The sequence below is a fragment of the Pseudomonas sp. B33.4 genome (assembly GCF_034555375.1).
Lineage (GTDB): Bacteria > Pseudomonadota > Gammaproteobacteria > Pseudomonadales > Pseudomonadaceae > Aquipseudomonas.
Genome location: NZ_CP140706.1, coordinates 1285836 through 1305223 on the forward strand (window position 1 = coordinate 1285836; position 19388 = coordinate 1305223).

The following is a 19388-nucleotide window of genomic DNA, read 5'->3' on the forward strand; positions in this document are numbered from 1 at the left end:
ATTTTGTAGGAGTGCATCGTGCGTAAGTTGACTCAATTGGTTCTCCTGGCCTCCTTGATGGTGGCAGGCCCGGCATTTGCCGACATGAAAATTGCCGTTCTGAATTATCAGATGGCCCTGCTGGAATCCGACGCGGCCAAGAAATACGCCGTGGATGCCGAGAAGAAGTTCGGTCCGCAACTGACCAAACTGAAAACCCTGGAAAGCAGCGCCAAGGGCATTCAGGACCGTCTGATGGCCGGCGGCGACAAAATGCAGCAAGGTGAACGTGAGCGTCTGGAGCTGGAATTCAAGCAAAAGGCCCGTGACTTCCAGTTCCAGTCCAAGGAGCTGAACGAAGCCAAAGCTGTTGCCGACCGCGAAATGCTCAAGCAACTGAAGCCGAAACTGGATAGCGCAGTGGAAGAAGTCATCAAGAAAGGTGGTTTTGACCTGGTGTTCGAGCGTGGCGCAGTGATCGATGTCAAACCTCAGTACGACATCACGCGCCAGGTTATCGAGCGCATGAATCAGCTGAAGTAACCCATGACCGTGACTATCAAGCTCGGCCAGTTGGCCGAGTTCCTCGGCGCCACCCTGCTTGGCGACCCTGAGACGCAAATTACTGGGCTAGCCACTTTGCAAGAGGCTGGCCCAGCTCAGTTGAGCTTTCTGGCAAACCCTCAATATCGCAAATACCTGGCAGGCTCGCAGGCAGCAGCACTGCTGCTCAAAGAGGCCGATGCCGAAGGTTTTGCCGGTAATGCGTTGGTGGTGCCTGATCCTTATCTGGCTTACGCACGCATCTCACACTTGTTCGATCCCAAGCCAAAAGCCACTTCGGGTATCCATCCTTCGGCGGTCATTGCGGCAGACGCAGTGGTTGATCCAACCGCCAGTGTCGGCCCTTTCGTGGTGATCGAGGCTGGTGCGCGGATCGGTGCGCAAGTGACACTGGGCGCGCATTGCGTCATCGGTGCACGCAGCGAAATCGGTGAGGGCGGCTGGCTCGCTCCACGCGTGACGCTGTATCACGATGTACGTATCGGCCAGCGCGTAGTGATTCAGTCCGGTGCCGTGCTAGGTGGTGAAGGCTTCGGCTTCGCCAACGAAAAAGGAATCTGGCAGAAGATCGCCCAGATCGGTGGCGTGACCATCGGCGACGATGTCGAGATTGGCGTGAATACCGCCATCGACCGCGGCGCTCTGGCCGATACCGTAATCGGTAATGGCGTGAAGCTCGACAACCAGATCCAGATTGCCCACAACGTTCAGGTCGGTGATCACACCGCCATGGCGGCGTGCGTCGGGATCTCCGGCAGCACCAAAATCGGCAAGCACTGCATGCTCGCCGGCGGTGTCGGGCTGGTCGGCCACATTGATATTTGCGACAACGTTTTCCTGACCGGGATGACCATGGTGACTCACTCGATTACCGAGCCGGGTGCCTATTCTTCCGGCACAGCCATGCAACCGGCGGCCGAGTGGCGTAAAAGCGCGGCCCGCATTCGTCAGCTCGATGACATCGCGCGGCGTTTGAAACAGCTGGAAAAGCGCGTAGGGGAAGTGACCCCTGACAGCAATGCTTCATCAGATGGCTGATACCATTTCCATATCAAGTGTGCACAGCCGCTAGACTGCCTCCTTGATTTGCTAGAGGAGTGCGCGTCAGTCGCGCTCCCAATCTTTACATAGGCTTCCCCCCGAAATGATGGACATCAACGAGATTCGCGAATACCTGCCTCACCGTTACCCGTTCCTGCTGGTGGACCGGGTGGTGGAACTGGACACTGAAGGCAAGCGCATTCGCGCCTACAAGAATGTCAGCATCAATGAACCGTTCTTCAATGGTCACTTCCCTGCGCATCCAATCATGCCGGGCGTGCTGATCATCGAAGCGATGGCTCAGGCTGCCGGGATCCTCGGTTTCAAAATGCTTGACGTGAAGCCAGCCGACGGCACGCTTTACTACTTCGTCGGTTCCGACAAGCTGCGTTTCCGCCAGCCAGTCAAGCCGGGTGACCAGCTGATCCTTGAAGCGACCTTCATCAGCTGCAAGCGCAAGATCTGGAAATTCGAATGCCAGGCTTCGGTGGATGGCAAACCGGTCTGCTCGGCAGAGATCATCTGTGCGGAACAAAAAGTATGAGTTTGATTGACCCTCGCGCAATCATCGATCCGTCGGCCGTTCTGGCTGACGGCGTCGAGGTCGGCCCGTGGTCGATCATCGGCGCAGGTGTGGAAATCGGCGAGGGTACCGTGATCGGGCCGCATGTGATCCTCAAAGGCCCGACCCGCATCGGCAAGCACAATCGCATCTACCAGTTTTCCTCGGTAGGCGAAGACACGCCCGATCTGAAGTACAAGGGTGAAGAAACCCGCCTGGTGATCGGTGACCACAACGTCATCCGCGAAGGTGTGACCATTCACCGTGGCACCGTGCAGGACCGTTCGGAAACCACGCTGGGCGACCACAACCTGATCATGGCCTACGCACACATCGGCCATGACAGTGTCATCGGCAATCACTGCATTCTGGTCAACAACACGGCATTGGCCGGCCATGTGCATGTGGATGACTGGGCAATCCTCTCCGGGTTTACCCTGGTTCACCAGTATTGCCACATCGGCGCTCACAGCTTTTCCGGTATGGGCACTGCCATCGGCAAGGACGTTCCGGCGTTCGTCACCGTATTCGGCAACCCCGCCGAAGCGCGCAGCATGAACTTCGAAGGCATGCGCCGTCGTGGTTTCAGCGAAGACGCGATCCACACCCTGCGTCGCGCTTACAAAACCGTCTATCGCCAAGGCCTCACGGTCGAGCAGGCACTGGCCGAACTGGTCGAACCTGCTGCGCAGTTCCCGGAAGTCGCGATATTCCGTGACTCCATCCAGTCGTCGACTCGCGGCATCACTCGCTGATCATGGCCAATCTGCGTATTGCGCTGGTGGCAGGTGAAGCTTCCGGTGACATTCTCGGCGCCGGTCTCATGCGCGCCCTCAAGGCACAGCATCCGGCGGTCGAATTCATCGGCGTCGGCGGCCCGTTGATGCAGGCCGAAGGCCTGACCTCCTATTTTCCGATGGAACGTTTGTCGGTCATGGGGCTGGTGGAAGTGCTCGGGCGCCTGCGCGAGTTGCTCAAGCGCCGCAAGGACCTGATCGCCACGCTGATCGCCGAGAAGCCGGACGTGTTCATCGGTATCGACGCCCCGGACTTCAACCTCAATATCGAACTCAAGTTGCGTCAGGCCGGGATCAAGACCGTGCATTACGTCAGCCCGTCGGTTTGGGCGTGGCGGCAGAAGCGTGTGCTGAAGATCCGCGAAGGTTGCGACCTGATGTTGACGCTGCTGCCGTTCGAAGCAAAGTTCTACGAAGAAAAAGGCGTACCGGTACGGTTTGTCGGTCACACGCTGGCCGATACCATTCCGCTGGAAGCTGATCGCGCTGCGGCGCGTGCCGAACTCGGCCTGCCCGACGGTCCGCTGGTGGCGTTGATGCCCGGCAGCCGTGGTGGCGAAGTGTCCCGCCTCGGCGCGCTGTTCCTCGATACTGCCGAACGTCTGCGTGCGATGCGCCCGGGTTTGCGCTTTGTCATCCCGTGCGCCAATGCCGAACGCCGCGCGCAGCTTGAAGAGCTGCTCGCAGGCCGGGATCTGCCGGTGACCCTGCTCGATGGCAGATCGCATCTGGCCTTGGCGGCGTGCAATGCGGTGTTGATCGCCTCTGGCACGGCCACATTGGAAGCGCTGTTGTACAAGCGGCCGATGGTCGTCGCGTACCGTTTGGCACCGCTGACGTTCTGGATTCTTAAACGTATGGTCAAGAGCCCGTACGTGTCCTTGCCGAATCTGCTGGCCCAGCGTCTGCTGGTCCCGGAATTGTTGCAGGATGATGCGACGGTCGAAGCATTGGCGCAGACCCTGTCGCCGCTGATCGAAGGTGGCGAAGAGCAGACCCGCGGTTTCGACGAAATCCACCGCACGCTGCGGCTGGATGCCTCCAATCAAGCGGCGGACGCCGTCCTTAACCTGATCGGTCAGACACGATGAGCAAGACAAGCCTGCAGATGGGCCTGGATTTCACCCTGGTCGCCGAAGTCGAAGAACTGGTCGCCGGTGTCGATGAAGTCGGTCGCGGCCCGTTGTGTGGGGCCGTGGTGACGGCAGCGGTAATCCTCGATCCGAACCGGCCCATCCTCGGCCTCAACGACTCGAAGAAACTCACCGAAGCCAAGCGTGAAAAGCTCTACGACGAGATCATCGAGAAATCCCTGAGCTGGTGCATCGCTCGCGCCGAAGTCGAAGAAATCGACGAGTTGAACATCCTCCACGCAACCATGCTGGCCATGCAGCGCGCAGTGGCCGGCCTGCACATTCAGCCGAAACTGGCGATGATCGACGGCAACCGCTGCCCGCAACTGCCGATGCGCGCCGAAGCGGTGGTGCAGGGCGACGGCAAGGTGCCGGCGATTGCTGCAGCGTCGATTCTGGCCAAAGTCAGTCGCGACCGTGAAATGGCTGCGTTCGAATTGATCTACCCGGGGTACGGCATCGGCGGCCATAAAGGCTACCCGACGCCCGTTCATCTGGAAGCATTGGTGCGTCTCGGCCCGACGCCGATTCACCGGCGCTCGTTTGCCCCGGTGCGTCAGGCTTATGAAGCGCTGGAAGGCTTGACACAGGTTTAGTCGCAAGGCTGATGTTTTGTTCGAGGCCCGGTACAATCCGGGCCTTGTTGTCTCTATGTAACTGGACAGGATCACTATGCCGGCTTCATTCGTTCATCTACGCCTGCACACTGAATACTCCCTGGTCGACGGGCTGGTGCGGATCAAGCCACTGGTCAAGGCGCTGACCGGCATGAACATGCCGGCGGTCGCGGTCACCGACCAGAACAACATGTGTTCCCTGGTCAAATTCTATAAAAACACCATGGGCGCTGGCATCAAGCCAATCTGCGGCGCCGACCTGTGGCTGTCAAACAAGGACCCGGACGCACCGCTGAGTCGACTCAGCCTGCTGGTGATGAACGCCAAGGGCTATCGCAACCTCACCGAGTTGATCTCGCGCGGCTTCATCGAAGGCCAGCGCAACGGCATGATCATCGTCGAGCGCGAGTGGGTTGCTGAGGCCAACGAAGGGCTGATCATGCTGTCCGCCGCCAAAGAAGGCGAAATCGGCATGGCGATGATCGGCGGCAACCCGGCTGAGGCCGAGGCTTTGGCCCGCGAATGGATGGCGGTGTTCCCGGATCGCTTCTATCTGGAAATCCAGCGCACCAATCGCCCCAACGATGAAGAGCAACTGCACGGTGCTGTCGCGCTCGCTGACAAGCTCGGCGCGCCGCTGGTGGCGACCAACGATGTGCGCTTCATCAAGCAGGAAGACTTCGCCGCCCACGAAACCCGCGTCTGCATCGGTGAGGGCCGCGCCCTCGACGATCCGCGCCGTTCGAAGAATTACAGCGATCAGCAATACCTGAAAAGCGCCGAGGAAATGATCGAGCTGTTCAGCGATATTCCCGACGCGATTGAAAACACCGTCGAGATCGCCAAGCGCTGCAACATCGAAGTGAAACTGGGCACTCACTTCCTGCCCAACTTCCCGATTCCCGATGGCATGACCATCGATGAATACTTCCGCAAGGTGTCCTTCGACGGTCTCGAAGAACGCTTGTCCGTTCTGCTGCCCAAAGACACCACCGAGGATTACGAAGCCAAACGTCAGGTCTACGTCGACCGCTTGAATTTCGAGCTGGATATAATCATCCAGATGGGGTTCCCCGGTTACTTCCTGATCGTTATGGACTTTATCCAGTGGGCCAAGAACAACGGTGTGCCGGTAGGTCCTGGCCGTGGATCGGGTGCCGGGTCGCTGGTGGCCTACGTGCAGAAGATCACCGACCTCGACCCGCTGGAATACGACCTGCTGTTCGAACGTTTCCTTAACCCGGAACGGGTTTCGATGCCCGACTTCGACGTCGACTTCTGCATGGACGGTCGTGACCGCGTAATCGACTACGTGGCCGAGAAATACGGCCGCAACGCGGTGAGTCAGATCATCACCTTCGGTTCCATGGCCGCAAAAGCGGTGGTGCGTGACGTGGCGCGGGTACAGGGCAAGTCCTATGGCCTGGCGGATCGTCTGTCGAAGATGATTCCGTTCGAAGTCGGCATGACCCTGGAAAAAGCCTACGAGCAGGAAGAAATCCTGCGTGACTTCATCAAGGTCGATGAAGAGGCTGCGGAAATCTGGGAGATGGCGCGCAAGCTCGAGGGCGTTGTGCGTAACGTCGGTAAACACGCCGGTGGTGTGGTGATCGCGCCGACCAAACTGACCGACTTCTCGCCGATCTATTGCGACGAGGCCGGCGACGGTCTGGTAACCCAGTTCGACAAGGACGACGTTGAAGCCGCCGGTCTGGTGAAGTTCGACTTCCTCGGTCTGCGAACCCTGACGATCATCGACTGGGCGCTGAAAACCATTAACCGCGACCGCGCCAAGGTCAACGAGCCGCCGCTGGATATTGCGTTTATCCCGCTGGACGACAAGCCGACGTACTCGTTGTTGCAGAAAGCTGAAACCACTGCGGTGTTCCAGCTTGAATCGCGCGGCATGAAAGAGCTGATCAAAAAGCTCAAGCCCGACTGCCTCGAAGACTTGATCGCACTGGTGGCCCTGTTCCGTCCGGGACCGCTGCAGTCCGGCATGGTGGATGACTTCATCAACCGTAAGCACGGTCGCGCCGAACTGGCGTACCCGCACTCGGACTACCAGTACGAAGGCCTCAAGCCTGTTCTGGCGCCGACTTACGGCATCATCCTGTATCAGGAACAGGTGATGCAGATTGCCCAGGTCATGGCCGGTTACACCCTCGGTGGTGCGGACATGCTGCGTCGTGCGATGGGTAAGAAAAAACCCGAGGAAATGGCCAAGCAGCGCGGCGGTTTCATTGAGGGTTGCGCGACCAACAATATCGACGCCGACCTTGCCGGTAACATCTTTGACCTGGTAGAAAAATTCGCCGGTTACGGCTTCAACAAATCCCACTCCGCCGCCTACGGTCTGGTGTCGTACCAGACCGCGTGGCTGAAGGCTCACTACCCGGCGCCGTTCATGGCTGCGGTACTCTCGGCGGATATGCACAACACCGACAAGGTCGTGACCTTGATCGAGGAAGTGCGCACGATGAAGCTGCGCCTCGACGCGCCGGACGTGAATACGTCGGAGTTCAAGTTCACGGTGAACGATGAGGGCCGAATCATCTATGGCCTGGGCGCGATCAAAGGCGTAGGCGAGGGGCCGGTTGAGGCGATCACTGAGGCGCGTCTGGCGGGGCCATTCAAGGACCTGTTCGATTTCTGCGCCCGGGTCGACCTCAAGCGCATCAACAAACGCACGCTCGACGGCTTGATCCGCAGCGGCGCTCTGGATCGCCTTGGTCCGTACTTCCACGATGAGCAAAAAGCCTACCAGGCCAACATCGATCGCAACCGCGCGGTGCTGCTGACGGCCATGGAGGAGGCGATCAAGGCCGCCGAACAAACTGCACGCACTCAGGACAGCGGGCACTCGGACCTGTTCGGTGGACTGTTCGTCGAAGAGGACGCTGACGTTTACGCCAACCACCGCAAGGCCAAGGAGTTGACGCTCAAGGAGCGGCTCAAAGGGGAGAAAGACACCCTGGGCCTGTACCTGACCGGTCACCCGATTGATGAATACGAAGGTGAAATCCGTCGTTTCGCCCGCCAGCGCATCATTGATCTGAAACCGGCGCGGGATACCCAGACCGTCGCGGGCATGATCATTGCGCTGCGGGTCATGAAGAACAAGAAGGGCGACAAGATGGGGTTCATCACCCTGGATGACCGCTCTGGACGCATCGAGGCCTCGCTGTTTTCCGAGTCATTCCATGCGGCGCAGTCGTTGTTGCAGACTGACGCGATGGTGGTCGTCGAAGGCGAGGTCAGCAATGACGACTTCTCCGGTGGCCTGAAGCTGCGGGTCAAGCGCGTGATGAGCATGGAAGACGCTCGGACCAACCTGGCCGAAAGCCTGCGTCTGAAGCTTCAGACTCAGGACTTGAAAGGCGATCAGCTACGCTGGTTGGGCGAGTTGCTCAAGCGTCATCGCGGCGCGTGTCCGGTGACCATGGAGTACACCAGCCCCGATGCGAAGACCTTGCTGCAGTTTGGCGAGACCTGGCGGATCGACCCGGCGGATGCCTTGATTCAGGCTCTGCGTGACCAGTTCGGGCGAGACAACGTCTTCCTCCAATACCGTTGACCGGTGAGTGCCATCATGGCGCTCGCCCGCAACCTGAATTTTTAATCTCGACCTCAGCGCGCCTCTCCCTTAAGGTAGGGCGCGAATAGACAACCGGCCGGCCCAAGCTTATTTGGGACACGACCCAAGACGGACGCCTATGAACCCGAATTTTCTAGATTTCGAACAGCCGATCGCCGACCTGCAAGCCAAGATCGAAGAGTTGCGCTTGGTCGGTAATGACAATTCGCTGAATATCGGCGATGAGATCTCCCGCCTGCAGGACAAGAGCAAAACGCTGACCGAAGACATCTTCGGCAAGCTGACCAGCTGGCAGATCGCACGCCTGGCGCGTCACCCGAAACGCCCGTACACCCTCGACTACATTCAGCACATCTTCACCGAGTTCGACGAACTGCACGGCGACCGTCACTTCTCTGACGACGCGGCAATCGTTGGCGGTATCGCCCGACTGGAAGACCAGCCGGTGATGATCATCGGTCACCAGAAAGGCCGCGAAGTGCGCGAGAAAGTTCGCCGCAACTTCGGCATGCCGCGTCCGGAAGGCTACCGCAAGGCTTGCCGTCTGATGGAAATGGCCGAACGTTTCAAAATGCCGATCCTGACCTTCATCGACACCCCGGGCGCTTACCCTGGGATCGACGCTGAAGAGCGCAACCAGAGCGAAGCGATCGCCTGGAACCTGCGTGTGATGTCGCGCCTGAAGACCCCGATCATCGCCACCGTTATCGGTGAAGGTGGTTCCGGCGGTGCATTGGCGATCGGTGTCTGCGATCAGTTGAACATGCTGCAGTACTCGACCTACGCGGTGATCTCGCCGGAAGGTTGCGCTTCGATTCTGTGGAAAACCGCAGAAAAGGCCCCGGATGCCGCTGAAGCGATGGGTATCACCGCCGAGCGCCTGAAAGGCCTGGGTATTGTCGACAAGGTGATTGGCGAGCCTTTGGGCGGCGCACACCGTGATCCGGCGGCTGCCGCTGCGTCGATCCGTGCCGAGCTGAGCTCGCAACTGGCGATGCTGAAGAAGTTCGATAACGAAGCGCTGTTGAAGCGCCGTTATGATCGACTGATGAGCTACGGTCTCTAAGTCGAGCGCAATACCCCTGTAGGAGTGAGCCTGCTCGCGATGAGGTGTAACATTCAACCAATGTGTTGGCTGTCACACCGCTATCGCGAGCAGGCTCACTCCTACATTTGTTTTGGGGCAAAGAGTGAGATATGGGTCAGTCCATGATTGATTTGCCTTCGCAGCTGTTGCTGAAACTTGAGCCTTGGCGCAATGCCGCTCATTGGCGTATCGCCTTCTCCGGTGGCCTCGACTCCACTGTCCTGCTGCATCTGCTTGCCACTCTGGCGAAATCCGAATCCCTCCCTCCGCTAAGCGCTGTCCATATCCATCACGGCCTTCAGGCTGTGGCTGATGCGTGGCCGCAACATTGCCAGTCTGTTTGCGATGCTTTGGGTGTGCCCCTGCTGATCGAGCGGGTGAAGGTGCAACCTGGCGCGAGTCTGGAGCGGGCGGCGCGGGATGCGCGTTACGCGGTGTTCAGTTCGCTGACGCAAGCCAATGACCTGTTGCTGACCGGTCAGCATCGCGATGATCAGGCGGAAACGCTGTTGTTCCGCTTATTGCGCGGCGCCGGCGTGCGCGGATTGTCCGCAATGCCGGCGCAGCGGCCAGTGGGGCAGGGCACGCTGGTTCGTCCGTTGCTGGAAGTCTCTCGGGCCGAACTGGAAGCGTATGCGCAGGCTCATCAATTGGTCTGGATTGAAGACCCATCGAATCAGGATGAGCAGTTCTCGCGCAACTACCTGCGGCGTCAGATCATGCCGCTGCTGACCGGGCGTTGGCCGCAAGCGCAGGCAAGCATGGCCCGCAGCGCCGCGCATCTGCGTGAAGCGCAGGAGCTGCTCGATGAGTTAGCGCAGATCGATCTGGCTCACGCCGCCACCGCTCATGAGTTCGAATGGCTGGGATTGCCATCATTGGAACTGGCGCCGTTGGCTGCGCTGTCGATCGCCCGCCAACGAAACGTGATCAGCCATTGGCTCGAACCCTTCACGCAACTGCCCGATAGCGACCATTGGTCGGGTTGGACGAATATGTGCGATGCAGCGCCCGATGCTTCGCCAATCTGGCGTTTGGCCAATGGCGAGTTGCATCGCAGCGCCGGACGGCTGTGGTGGCTCAGCGGCCACTGGTTGCGCACGCCGGTGATCGGCGCCGACTGGCAAGCGCCGGCGTCGGCGCTACGCTTGGCCGATAACGGCTGTGTCATGTTCAGCGGGCAGACTCCCGTCGGGCCGTTGCGCATAGCCTATCGTCAGGGCGGAGAAGTCATGCACTTGGCGGATCGCGGTCACCGTGATCTCAAGCGCCTGCTCAATGAGCGGGCGGTGCCGGGGTTCGTGCGTGGCAGATTGCCGCTGCTGTTTCGCGGCGATGAATTGCTCGCGGTGGCGAACCTGCCGGGACTTGATGGTCATGTGCAGGACGGCTGGAAATTGCATTGGCTGCCAACAGACGAAGATCAAGGTTTGAGCTGAAAGGAGCATTCCGGTAGACTACGCTCCCTTCTTGATACAACTTCTGTGGATTCGCCTGAATTGCAGGAGTTGCCGATTACCAAGCAGTCTTTGCTGGGCGATTCCAAAAAATGTGTAGCGAGCAACGTACCGGTATTTTCACTTCCGGTCTGTCCCAACGCGGCGGTTTTTTTGAAAGGTGCACTGTGATTAATGCAGGTGATCGGGGGCTTCGGCCTTCCTTCGCTTTCCCCGGCGGCTCGTACCGCTTTAACGCAGACTTCTAGGGTTTTTCATGACGCGCTACATATTCGTCACGGGCGGTGTTGTTTCTTCATTGGGGAAAGGCATTGCATCGGCTTCATTGGCGGCCATCCTGGAGGCGCGGGGACTTAAGGTCACCATGCTGAAGCTGGACCCGTACATCAACGTCGACCCGGGCACCATGAGCCCGTTCCAGCACGGTGAAGTGTTCGTCACCCACGACGGCGCCGAGACCGACCTGGACCTGGGCCACTACGAGCGGTTCATCCGCACGACCATGACCCAGAATAACAACTTCACCACTGGCCGTGTCTACGAGCACGTGCTGCGCAAAGAGCGCCGTGGTGACTACCTGGGTGCAACCATCCAGGTGATCCCGCACATCACCGACGAAATCAAGCGCCGCATCATCAAGGGTGCCGGTGACGCTGACGTGGCAATGGTCGAGATCGGTGGCACCGTCGGTGACATCGAGTCGCAACCGTTTCTCGAGGCCATCCGTCAATTGCGTTTCGAAATCGGCGCCAAGCGCGCGATGCTGATGCACCTGACACTGGTGCCGTACATCGCCACTGCCGGCGAAACCAAAACCAAGCCAACTCAGCACTCGGTAAAAGAGCTGCGTTCGATCGGCCTGCAGCCAGACGTGCTGGTGTGCCGTTCCGATCACCCGATCGACATTTCGTCGCGTCGCAAGATCGCCCAGTTCACCAACGTTGAAGAGCGTGCGGTGATCGGCCTGGAAGATGCCGACACCATCTACAAGATTCCGGGCATCCTGCACTCGCAGGGTCTGGACGATTTCGTCGTTGAGCGTTTCGGCCTGCAATGCGGCAGCGCTGATCTGTCCGAGTGGGAAGCAGTGGTTGACGCCAAGCTGAACCCGGAACACGAAGTGACCATCGCCATGGTCGGCAAATACATGGAACTGCTGGACGCCTACAAATCGCTGATCGAAGCGATGAGTCATGCCGGCATCAGCAACCGTACCAAGGTCAACCTGCGCTACATCGATTCCGAAGACATCGAGAACCAGGGCACTGCGCTGCTCGAAGGTGTCGACGCAATCCTCGTACCGGGCGGCTTCGGTCTGCGCGGCGTGGAAGGCAAGATCACTGCCGTTCAGTACGCTCGTGAAAACAAGGTTCCGTACCTGGGTATCTGCCTCGGTATGCAAGTGGCGGTCATCGAGTTCGCTCGTAACGTCATGGGCTGGAAAGACGCCAACTCCACCGAGTTCGACCGCGCCAGCGGCCATCCGGTTGTCGGTCTGATCACCGAGTGGGAAGACGCGACCGGTGCCGTTGAAGTGCGTACCGAATCGTCCGACCTGGGCGGCACCATGCGTCTCGGCGCACAGGAATGCCTGCTTGAAGCCGGCTCCAAGGTGCACGACTGCTACGGCAAGGACGTGATCGTCGAGCGTCACCGTCACCGTTATGAAGTGAACAACAATCTGCTGCCACAAATCATCGAAGCCGGCCTGAAGATTTCCGGTCGCTCTGCTGACGCGGCATTGGTTGAAGTGGTTGAAGCACCGGATCATCCATGGTTCGTCGCTTGCCAGTTCCACCCTGAGTTCACCTCGACGCCACGCGATGGCCATCCGCTGTTCAGCGGTTTTGTCAAAGCAGCGTTGGCTCAACACCAGAAGAAGGCGTAACCCCGATGGCACAGAAGATCATCCGCGTCGGCGACATCGAGATTGCCAACGACAAACCCATGGTGCTGTTCGGCGGCATGAACGTGCTGGAAAGCCGTGACATGGCCATGCAGGTTTGCGAGGAGTACGTGAAGGTCACCGAGAAACTCGGTATCCCTTATGTGTTCAAGGCCAGTTTCGACAAGGCCAACCGTTCTTCTGTGACCTCCTATCGTGGTCCTGGCCTGGAAGAGGGCATGCGCATCTTCCAGGACATCAAACAAGCCTTCGGCGTACCGATCATCACCGACGTCCACGAGCCTGATCAGGCCGTGGTCGTCGCTGAAGTCTGCGACATCATTCAACTGCCGGCCTTCCTGTCGCGCCAGACCGATCTGGTCGTCGCGATGGCCAAGACCAATGCAGTGATCAACATCAAGAAAGCCCAGTTCCTCGCGCCTCAGGAAATGAAACACATCCTGAACAAGTGCGTCGAAGCGGGTAACGATCAACTGATCCTCTGCGAGCGTGGTTCGAGCTTCGGCTACAACAACCTCGTGGTCGACATGCTCGGCTTCGGCATCATGAAGCAGTTCGAGTACCCGGTATTCTTCGACGTGACCCACGCGCTGCAAATGCCGGGTGGTCGTGCCGACTCCGCTGGCGGTCGCCGTGCCCAGGTTCTGGATCTGGCCAAGGCGGGCATGAGCCAGTCGTTGGCAGGTCTGTTCCTCGAAGCGCACCCGGATCCGGACAACGCCAAATGCGACGGCCCTTGCGCCTTGCGTCTGGACAAACTGGAGCCATTTCTGGCCCAGCTCAAAGCTTTGGACGAACTGGTGAAGAGTTTTCCGACGGTAGAAACCGCGTAACACTCAATTCTCCGGTAAAGTACCGCTCGATTTGTCGCTCATGCCCTCGGGCATGAGCGTTATCGTCTGCAAGTCTGCCCGCTGCACCCCCTTGCCGACGGTAAAAAGATTTCCTCTAGCTGCGTCGTTTTCGTCAACTTTGGAGTGTTTACAACAATGGCAAAAATCGTCGACATCAAAGGTCGTGAAGTTCTCGACTCCCGTGGCAATCCCACCGTGGAAGCGGACGTGCTTCTCGACAACGGCATCATCGGCAGCGCTTGCGCGCCGTCCGGTGCATCCACTGGCTCGCGTGAAGCGCTCGAGCTGCGTGATGGCGACAAGAGCCGTTATCTGGGCAAGGGCGTGCTCAAAGCGGTAGCCAACATCAACGGTCCGATCCGCGATCTGCTGCTGGGCACCGACCCAAGCGACCAGAAAGCCCTGGATCACGCGATGATCAAGCTCGACGGTACCGAAAACAAGGCAACCCTGGGCGCCAACGCCATCCTCGCCGTGTCCCTGGCTGCGGCCAAGGCTGCTGCACAGGATCAGGATCTGCCGCTGTACGCACACATCGCCAACCTCAACGGCACTCCGGGTGTCTACTCGATGCCGGTACCGATGATGAACATCATCAACGGTGGCGAGCACGCCGATAACAACGTCGACATCCAGGAATTCATGGTGCAGCCGGTTGGCGCCAAGTCTTTCTCGGAAGGTCTGCGCATGGGCACCGAGATTTTCCATCACTTGAAAGCTGTGCTGAAGGCCCGTGGCCTGAGCACTGCCGTTGGCGACGAAGGCGGTTTCGCACCGAACCTGGCGTCCAACGAAGACGCGCTGAAAGTGATCTCCGAAGCTGTCGCCAACGCCGGTTACAAGCTGGGCACCGACGTGACCCTGGCTCTGGACTGCGCGGCCAGCGAGTTCTACGAAGACGGCAAGTACAACCTGTCCGGCGAAGGTCAGGTGTTCACCGCTGAAGGTTTCGCTGATTACCTGAAAGGCCTGACCGAACGTTATCCGATCATTTCGATCGAAGACGGTCTGGACGAGTCCGACTGGGCTGGCTGGAAAATCCTTACCGACAAGATCGGCGAGAAGGTTCAACTGGTGGGCGACGACCTGTTCGTGACCAACACCAAGATCCTGAAAGAGGGCATCGATAAAAACATCGCCAACTCGATCCTGATCAAGTTCAACCAGATCGGCACCCTGACCGAAACCCTGGAAGCCATCCAGATGGCCAAGGCTGCCGGTTATACCGCCGTGATCTCGCACCGTTCCGGCGAAACCGAAGATTCGACCATTGCCGACCTGGCGGTGGGTACTTCGGCTGGCCAGATCAAGACCGGTTCGCTGTGCCGTTCCGACCGCGTTTCCAAGTACAACCAACTGCTGCGTATCGAAGAGCAGTTGAATGGCAAGGCCAAGTACAACGGTCGCAGCGAGTTCCGCGGCTAAGTACAAATCGATGGAAGGACACCGGATTGTGTCGAAAAAGTCGTGACAGCGATGGATTTGCCACTAATCTGATGCCTTGAATGCACAAGCCTGGATCTTCCAGGCTTCGTGCTATCAGATGCTTCAAAGTTTTGGCGTGGCTGTCTTTTTTCACTGGATACCTGATATTCGATGCGCAGTCCTTACTGGTTGTTTCTCGTTTTGCTCTTGCTGCTGGCCGGTCTGCAGTACCGCCTGTGGGTGGGCAATGGCAGTCTGGCGCAAGTCGCCGAGCTGAATCAGCAGATTGCTGATCAACATGCCGAGAACGAAGGTTTGCTGGAGCGCAACCGAGTGATGGACGCTGAAGTCAGCGAGTTGAAAAAGGGTATGGAGACCGTTGAAGAGCGGGCTCGCCACGAGCTGGGCATGGTCAAGGACGGCGAAACCCTTTACCAGTTGGCCCAATGATCAATTCCCTTCCGGCCTTCTGGGCCGTGATTCCTGCCGCGGGCGTCGGTGCCCGAATGGCCGCGGACCGTCCCAAGCAGTATCTGCAACTGGGCGGGCGCACAATTCTTGAACACAGCCTTGGCTGTTTCCTCGATCACCCGAGCCTCAAGGGGCTGGTGGTCAGTCTTGCAGTTGATGATCCCTACTGGCCAAACCTGGCCTGCGCCAGCGATCCGCGCATTCAGCGAGTTGAAGGCGGTGCCGAGCGTTCTGGTTCGGTGCTCAATGCCTTGCTGCACCTGCATGCGCAGGGTGCCGATGATGAGGATTGGGTGCTGGTCCACGATGCAGCACGGCCGAATCTGAGCCGCGACGATCTCGACAAGCTACTCGATGAACTGGCGGATGATCCGGTCGGCGGTTTGCTCGCGGTGCCGGCGCGCGACACCTTGAAGCGGGTCGATAAACACGGTCGTGTGGTTGAGACCGTTGATCGCAGCATTATCTGGCAGGCGTATACGCCGCAGATGTTTCGCCTTGGTGCGTTGCATCGGGCTTTGGCGGACAGTCTGGTGGCAGATGCGGTGATTACCGATGAGGCTTCGGCGATGGAGTGGGCAGGGCTTAAGCCGCGCCTGATTGAAGGGCGGGCGGATAACCTCAAGGTGACCCGGCCAGAAGATCTGGAGTGGTTGCGCCAGCGTTGGGCGAATCGCCGCTGATTGCTGTGGCGCATTTCAGATTGCCTTCGCGAGCAGGCTCGCTCCCACCTTTGATCTGCGGTGAATACGGATGGGATGTCCACTGAAAATCCCCTGTGGGAGCGAGCCTGCTCGCGAAAGCGATAGTTCAGGCAACCCGTCACTCAGCTTCGATACTCCGGTCGTTCAGCCAATCCCACCTTTAAAAAATCCACCAACTTGCGCACCTTTGGCGACAAATGTCGCTGTTGCGGATACAGCGCCCACACCGCCGTATTCGGCGGCTGATGCGCCTCCAGCAGCGAAATCAGCGCCCCGCTGTGCAGATGTTCCAACACGTAGTAATCCGGCAACTGACACAACCCAACCCCCTGAAGTGCCGCGTCCAGCACCGCCTGCCCACTGTTGCAGCGCCAGTTCCCCTGCACCCGCTGAGAAAACTCTCGGCCATTTTGCTCAAGCTGCCAAATATCCGAGCTGCCGATCAGGCAATTGTGCCGGCTCAGTTCCGACAAGCTGTGTGGGCGACCGTACCGTTCAATGTAGGACGGTGAAGCGCAGAGAAACATCCGCCTCGGCGCCAGTCGCGTCGCGACCAGCCGCGAATCCTGTAAGCGACCCAAACGAATCGCCAGATCCAGACCTTCATGCACCAGATCGAGCTGGCGGTTGCTCAATTCGATATCGATGCGCAGCTGCGGATAAAGCCCCATGAAACGCGTCACCAGCGGAACGATAAAACGTTCGCCGTAAGCCACGGCACACGTCATGCGCAGCATGCCTTTCGGTTCGCTGGTCAGATCGCCGACCGCTCGCAGCGCTTCTTCGCGACCGTCCTGCAAGCGCTGGCAATGTTGCAGAAAGGTTTGCCCCGCCTCGGTCAGTGTCACGCGACGGGTACTGCGATAAAGCAGACGCGTCTGAAGCCGCTCTTCCAACCGTACGATTTGGCGACTGACATGGGAGGAAGAAACCCCAAGGCGCTCGGCTGCGGCGGTGAACTGGCTGCATTCGGCAACGGCGACGAACTCGTCGATGCCTTCCCAGCGATTTTCGGACATCGGGATTATCCCTGTGTGGCAATAATGTTTTGCTTTTGTCCTGATTATTCATCGTAAGGCCATGTATTACACTCCTTGTCTGGTTTTTTTATTCAATGGATTCACTGGAGACTCAGCATGATCAAGTCGCGCGCCGCCGTTGCCTTCGAGGCCAAGAAGCCGCTGGAAATCGTAGAAGTCGATGTCGCCATGCCCAAGGCCGGTGAAGTGCTGCTGCGTGTCGTCGCTTCCGGCGTTTGCCACACGGACGCCTACACCCTGTCCGGTGCTGACCCGGAAGGCATCTTCCCGTCGATCCTCGGTCACGAAGGTGGCGCCATCGTTGAAGCGATCGGCGAAGGCGTGACCTCGGTTGCCGTCGGTGATCACGTCATTCCGCTGTACACCCCGGAATGCGGCCAGTGCAAATTCTGCAAATCGGGCAAGACCAACCTGTGTCAGGCGATTCGCGCGACTCAAGGCAAAGGCTTGATGCCGGACGGCACTTCGCGTTTCTCCTACAAGGGCGAAACGATTTTCCACTACATGGGTACTTCCACGTTCTCGGAATACACCGTGTTGCCGGAAATCTCTGTGGCCAAAATCTCCAAGGACGCGCCACTGGAAAAAGTTTGCCTGTTGGGCTGTGGCGTCACCACCGGCATCGGTGCAGTGCTTAACACCGCCAAGGTCAAACCGGGTGACACCGTGGCGATCTTCGGTCTGGGTGGCATTGGTCTGTCTGCGGTGATCGGTGCCGTGAAAGCCAAGGCAGCACGCATCATCGCCATCGACATCAACCCGGCCAAGTTCGAAATCGCCAAGCAACTCGGTGCAACGGACTGTGTGAACCCGAAGGATTTCGATCGTCCGATTCAGGAAGTGATCGTCGACATGACCGATGGCGGCGTCGATTTCTCCTTCGAATGTATCGGCAACGTGCAACTGATGCGCGCCGCGCTCGAGTGCTGCCATAAAGGCTGGGGCGAATCCGTGATCATCGGTGTGGCCGGTGCCGGTCAGGAAATCGCCACCCGTCCATTCCAGTTGGTGACCGGTCGTGTCTGGCGTGGTTCGGCATTCGGTGGTGTTCGTGGTCGTACCGAATTGCCAAGCTACGTCGATATGGCGCAGAGCGGCGAGATCCCGCTGGATACTTTCATCACTCACACCATGGGTCTGGAAGACATCAACAAGGCCTTCGACCTGATGCACGAAGGCAAGAGCATCCGTACCGTCATTCATTTCTAAAAGCAGCCCCAAGTTACAAGCTTCAAGCTGCAAGCAAAGGCGCTTTTGCCTTTTCTTGAAGCTCGAAGCTTGCCACTTGCAGCTGGGAGAATCCCCATGAGTCTGGAAAACATCTCCTGTCAGAAGAGTTTCGGCGGCTGGCACAAACGCTATCGTCATCGCTCCGATGTGCTCGGCTGTGACATGGTGTTCGCCGTGTACCTGCCGCCGCAGGCGGAGCAGGGCGGCAAGTTGCCGGTACTGTACTGGCTGTCGGGCCTGACCTGCACCGATGAAAATTTCATGCAGAAGGCCGGCGCGATGCGTATGGCGGCCGAACTCGGGCTGATCATCGTCGCTCCGGACACCAGCCCGCGCGGGCCGGATGTACCGGGTGATCCGGATGGCGCGTGGGATTTCGGGCTCGGCGCCGGGTTCTATCTGAATGCCACACAGGAACCGTGGTCGCGTCACTATCGGATGCATGACTATGTCGTGCAGGAATTGCCATCACTGGTGGAGGCGCATTTCCCTGCATCGGATAAACGCAGCGTCAGCGGCCACTCGATGGGCGGTCACGGTGCGTTGGTCTGCGCACTGCGAAACCCAGGTCGCTATCAATCGGTGTCGGCGTTCTCGCCAATCAACAATCCTGTGGATTGCCCATGGGGGCAGAAGGCATTTTCCCGTTTCCTGGGCGAAGACCGTTCGAAGTGGAGGGAATGGGATGCCTGCGCACTGATTGCCGACGCGCACGAAAAACTGCCGCTGCTGGTCGATCAAGGTGATCGCGACGACTTCCTTGCCACTCAACTCAAACCTGAAGCCTTGCAACAAGCGGCAAAACAAGCAGGCCACCCGCTGGAACTGCGCCTGCAACCGGGCTACGACCACAGTTATTTTTTCATCTCAAGCTTCATAGACGACCACTTGCAGCATCACGCACGCGCCCTGCGCGGTTAATG

At 58.8% G+C, this 19388-nt stretch carries 17 protein-coding genes; 16 read left to right on the forward strand and 1 reads right to left on the reverse strand.

Translation table 11 applies throughout. The features are described from left to right. Positions 1 to 18: 18 nt before the first annotated feature. From U6037_RS05560 to ispD, 14 genes are all read left to right on the forward strand, one after another. Entirely contained in the window at positions 19 to 522 is a 504-nt protein-coding gene (locus tag U6037_RS05560) for an OmpH family outer membrane protein (RefSeq protein ID WP_007908849.1), read from the forward strand. Between the two features lie 3 nt (positions 523 to 525). Then, a complete protein-coding gene (gene lpxD / locus U6037_RS05565) occupies positions 526 to 1581 on the forward strand; it encodes a UDP-3-O-(3-hydroxymyristoyl)glucosamine N-acyltransferase (RefSeq protein ID WP_322846069.1) in 1056 nt (351 codons plus the stop codon). Between the two features lie 106 nt (positions 1582 to 1687). Then, the gene (fabZ, locus tag U6037_RS05570) at positions 1688 to 2128 is read left to right on the forward strand and encodes a 3-hydroxyacyl-ACP dehydratase FabZ (RefSeq protein WP_016771469.1); all 441 of its coding nucleotides are present in this window, start codon (positions 1688 to 1690) and stop codon (positions 2126 to 2128) included. Then, positions 2125 to 2901 (forward strand): acyl-ACP--UDP-N-acetylglucosamine O-acyltransferase, encoded by a 777-nt coding sequence (gene lpxA, locus U6037_RS05575; protein WP_064393182.1) that lies wholly within the window; start codon positions 2125 to 2127, stop codon positions 2899 to 2901. Before fabZ ends, lpxA begins: the two co-directional genes overlap by 4 nt. A gap of 2 nt (positions 2902 to 2903) precedes the next feature. Beyond that, positions 2904 to 4034: a lipid-A-disaccharide synthase gene (lpxB, locus tag U6037_RS05580; RefSeq protein ID WP_322846070.1), complete on the forward strand. Its 1131-nt coding sequence runs from the start codon at positions 2904 to 2906 to the stop codon at positions 4032 to 4034. 11 nt (positions 4035 to 4045) lie between these two features. Further along, positions 4046 to 4672, forward strand: a complete 627-nt coding sequence (rnhB, locus tag U6037_RS05585; protein ID WP_007908845.1) for a ribonuclease HII — start codon at positions 4046 to 4048, stop codon at positions 4670 to 4672. Positions 4673 to 4748: 76 nt separating this feature from the next. Next, complete coding sequence (gene dnaE / locus U6037_RS05590) at positions 4749 to 8270, forward strand: DNA polymerase III subunit alpha (protein ID WP_322846071.1); 3522 nt, start codon at positions 4749 to 4751, stop codon at positions 8268 to 8270. A gap of 139 nt (positions 8271 to 8409) precedes the next feature. Further along, the gene (locus U6037_RS05595) at positions 8410 to 9357 is read left to right on the forward strand and encodes an acetyl-CoA carboxylase carboxyltransferase subunit alpha (protein WP_158960639.1); all 948 of its coding nucleotides are present in this window, start codon (positions 8410 to 8412) and stop codon (positions 9355 to 9357) included. A 131-nt stretch (positions 9358 to 9488) separates the two neighbouring features. Further along, positions 9489 to 10817 (forward strand): tRNA lysidine(34) synthetase TilS, encoded by a 1329-nt coding sequence (gene tilS / locus U6037_RS05600; protein ID WP_322846072.1) that lies wholly within the window; start codon positions 9489 to 9491, stop codon positions 10815 to 10817. Positions 10818 to 11091: 274 nt separating this feature from the next. Continuing rightward, on the forward strand, positions 11092 to 12723 hold the full coding sequence (locus U6037_RS05605; protein WP_034156321.1) for a CTP synthase: 1632 nt from the start codon (positions 11092 to 11094) through the stop codon (positions 12721 to 12723). A 5-nt stretch (positions 12724 to 12728) separates the two neighbouring features. Next, complete coding sequence (kdsA, locus tag U6037_RS05610) at positions 12729 to 13574, forward strand: 3-deoxy-8-phosphooctulonate synthase (protein ID WP_322846073.1); 846 nt, start codon at positions 12729 to 12731, stop codon at positions 13572 to 13574. Between the two features lie 156 nt (positions 13575 to 13730). Continuing rightward, positions 13731 to 15020, forward strand: coding sequence for a phosphopyruvate hydratase (eno, locus tag U6037_RS05615; RefSeq protein WP_007908839.1), 1290 nt, complete (start codon positions 13731 to 13733; stop codon positions 15018 to 15020). Positions 15021 to 15191: 171 nt separating this feature from the next. After that, positions 15192 to 15470: a cell division protein FtsB gene (ftsB, locus tag U6037_RS05620; RefSeq protein WP_007908838.1), complete on the forward strand. Its 279-nt coding sequence runs from the start codon at positions 15192 to 15194 to the stop codon at positions 15468 to 15470. After that, complete coding sequence (ispD, locus tag U6037_RS05625) at positions 15467 to 16174, forward strand: 2-C-methyl-D-erythritol 4-phosphate cytidylyltransferase (protein WP_322846074.1); 708 nt, start codon at positions 15467 to 15469, stop codon at positions 16172 to 16174. The genes ftsB and ispD overlap by 4 nt, the downstream gene beginning before the upstream one ends. Positions 16175 to 16317: 143 nt before the next feature. Here the strand turns inward: ispD and U6037_RS05630 are convergent, their stop codons facing one another. After that, positions 16318 to 17214, reverse strand: coding sequence for a LysR substrate-binding domain-containing protein (locus U6037_RS05630; protein WP_322846075.1), 897 nt, complete (start codon positions 17212 to 17214; stop codon positions 16318 to 16320). Between the two features lie 117 nt (positions 17215 to 17331). On the opposite strand from U6037_RS05630, the gene U6037_RS05635 reads away from it, so the two are divergent. Together U6037_RS05635 and fghA are read left to right on the forward strand one after the other, a co-directional pair. Beyond that, positions 17332 to 18444, forward strand: coding sequence for an S-(hydroxymethyl)glutathione dehydrogenase/class III alcohol dehydrogenase (locus U6037_RS05635; protein ID WP_007908835.1), 1113 nt, complete (start codon positions 17332 to 17334; stop codon positions 18442 to 18444). Between the two features lie 90 nt (positions 18445 to 18534). Beyond that, entirely contained in the window at positions 18535 to 19386 is an 852-nt protein-coding gene (gene fghA / locus U6037_RS05640) for an S-formylglutathione hydrolase (protein ID WP_322847286.1), read from the forward strand. The last annotated feature ends 2 nt before the right edge of the window (positions 19387 to 19388 follow it).

What these genes read in the sequence shown, in the direction of transcription:
- U6037_RS05595 (WP_158960639.1), top strand. Translation starts at nt 8,410, where the DNA reads ATGAACCCGAATTTTCTAGATTTCGAACAGCCGATCGCCGACCTGCAA.
- U6037_RS05635 (WP_007908835.1), top strand. Translation starts at nt 17,332, where the DNA reads ATGATCAAGTCGCGCGCCGCCGTTGCCTTCGAGGCCAAGAAGCCGCTG.
- U6037_RS05605 (WP_034156321.1), top strand. Translation starts at nt 11,092, where the DNA reads ATGACGCGCTACATATTCGTCACGGGCGGTGTTGTTTCTTCATTGGGG.
- U6037_RS05630 (WP_322846075.1), bottom strand. Translation starts at nt 17,214, where the DNA reads ATGTCCGAAAATCGCTGGGAAGGCATCGACGAGTTCGTCGCCGTTGCC.
- ftsB (WP_007908838.1), top strand. Translation starts at nt 15,192, where the DNA reads ATGCGCAGTCCTTACTGGTTGTTTCTCGTTTTGCTCTTGCTGCTGGCC.
- lpxB (WP_322846070.1), top strand. Translation starts at nt 2,904, where the DNA reads ATGGCCAATCTGCGTATTGCGCTGGTGGCAGGTGAAGCTTCCGGTGAC.
- lpxA (WP_064393182.1), top strand. Translation starts at nt 2,125, where the DNA reads ATGAGTTTGATTGACCCTCGCGCAATCATCGATCCGTCGGCCGTTCTG.
- lpxD (WP_322846069.1), top strand. Translation starts at nt 526, where the DNA reads ATGACCGTGACTATCAAGCTCGGCCAGTTGGCCGAGTTCCTCGGCGCC.
- ispD (WP_322846074.1), top strand. Translation starts at nt 15,467, where the DNA reads ATGATCAATTCCCTTCCGGCCTTCTGGGCCGTGATTCCTGCCGCGGGC.
- eno (WP_007908839.1), top strand. Translation starts at nt 13,731, where the DNA reads ATGGCAAAAATCGTCGACATCAAAGGTCGTGAAGTTCTCGACTCCCGT.
- kdsA (WP_322846073.1), top strand. Translation starts at nt 12,729, where the DNA reads ATGGCACAGAAGATCATCCGCGTCGGCGACATCGAGATTGCCAACGAC.
- tilS (WP_322846072.1), top strand. Translation starts at nt 9,489, where the DNA reads ATGGGTCAGTCCATGATTGATTTGCCTTCGCAGCTGTTGCTGAAACTT.
- fabZ (WP_016771469.1), top strand. Translation starts at nt 1,688, where the DNA reads ATGATGGACATCAACGAGATTCGCGAATACCTGCCTCACCGTTACCCG.
- dnaE (WP_322846071.1), top strand. Translation starts at nt 4,749, where the DNA reads ATGCCGGCTTCATTCGTTCATCTACGCCTGCACACTGAATACTCCCTG.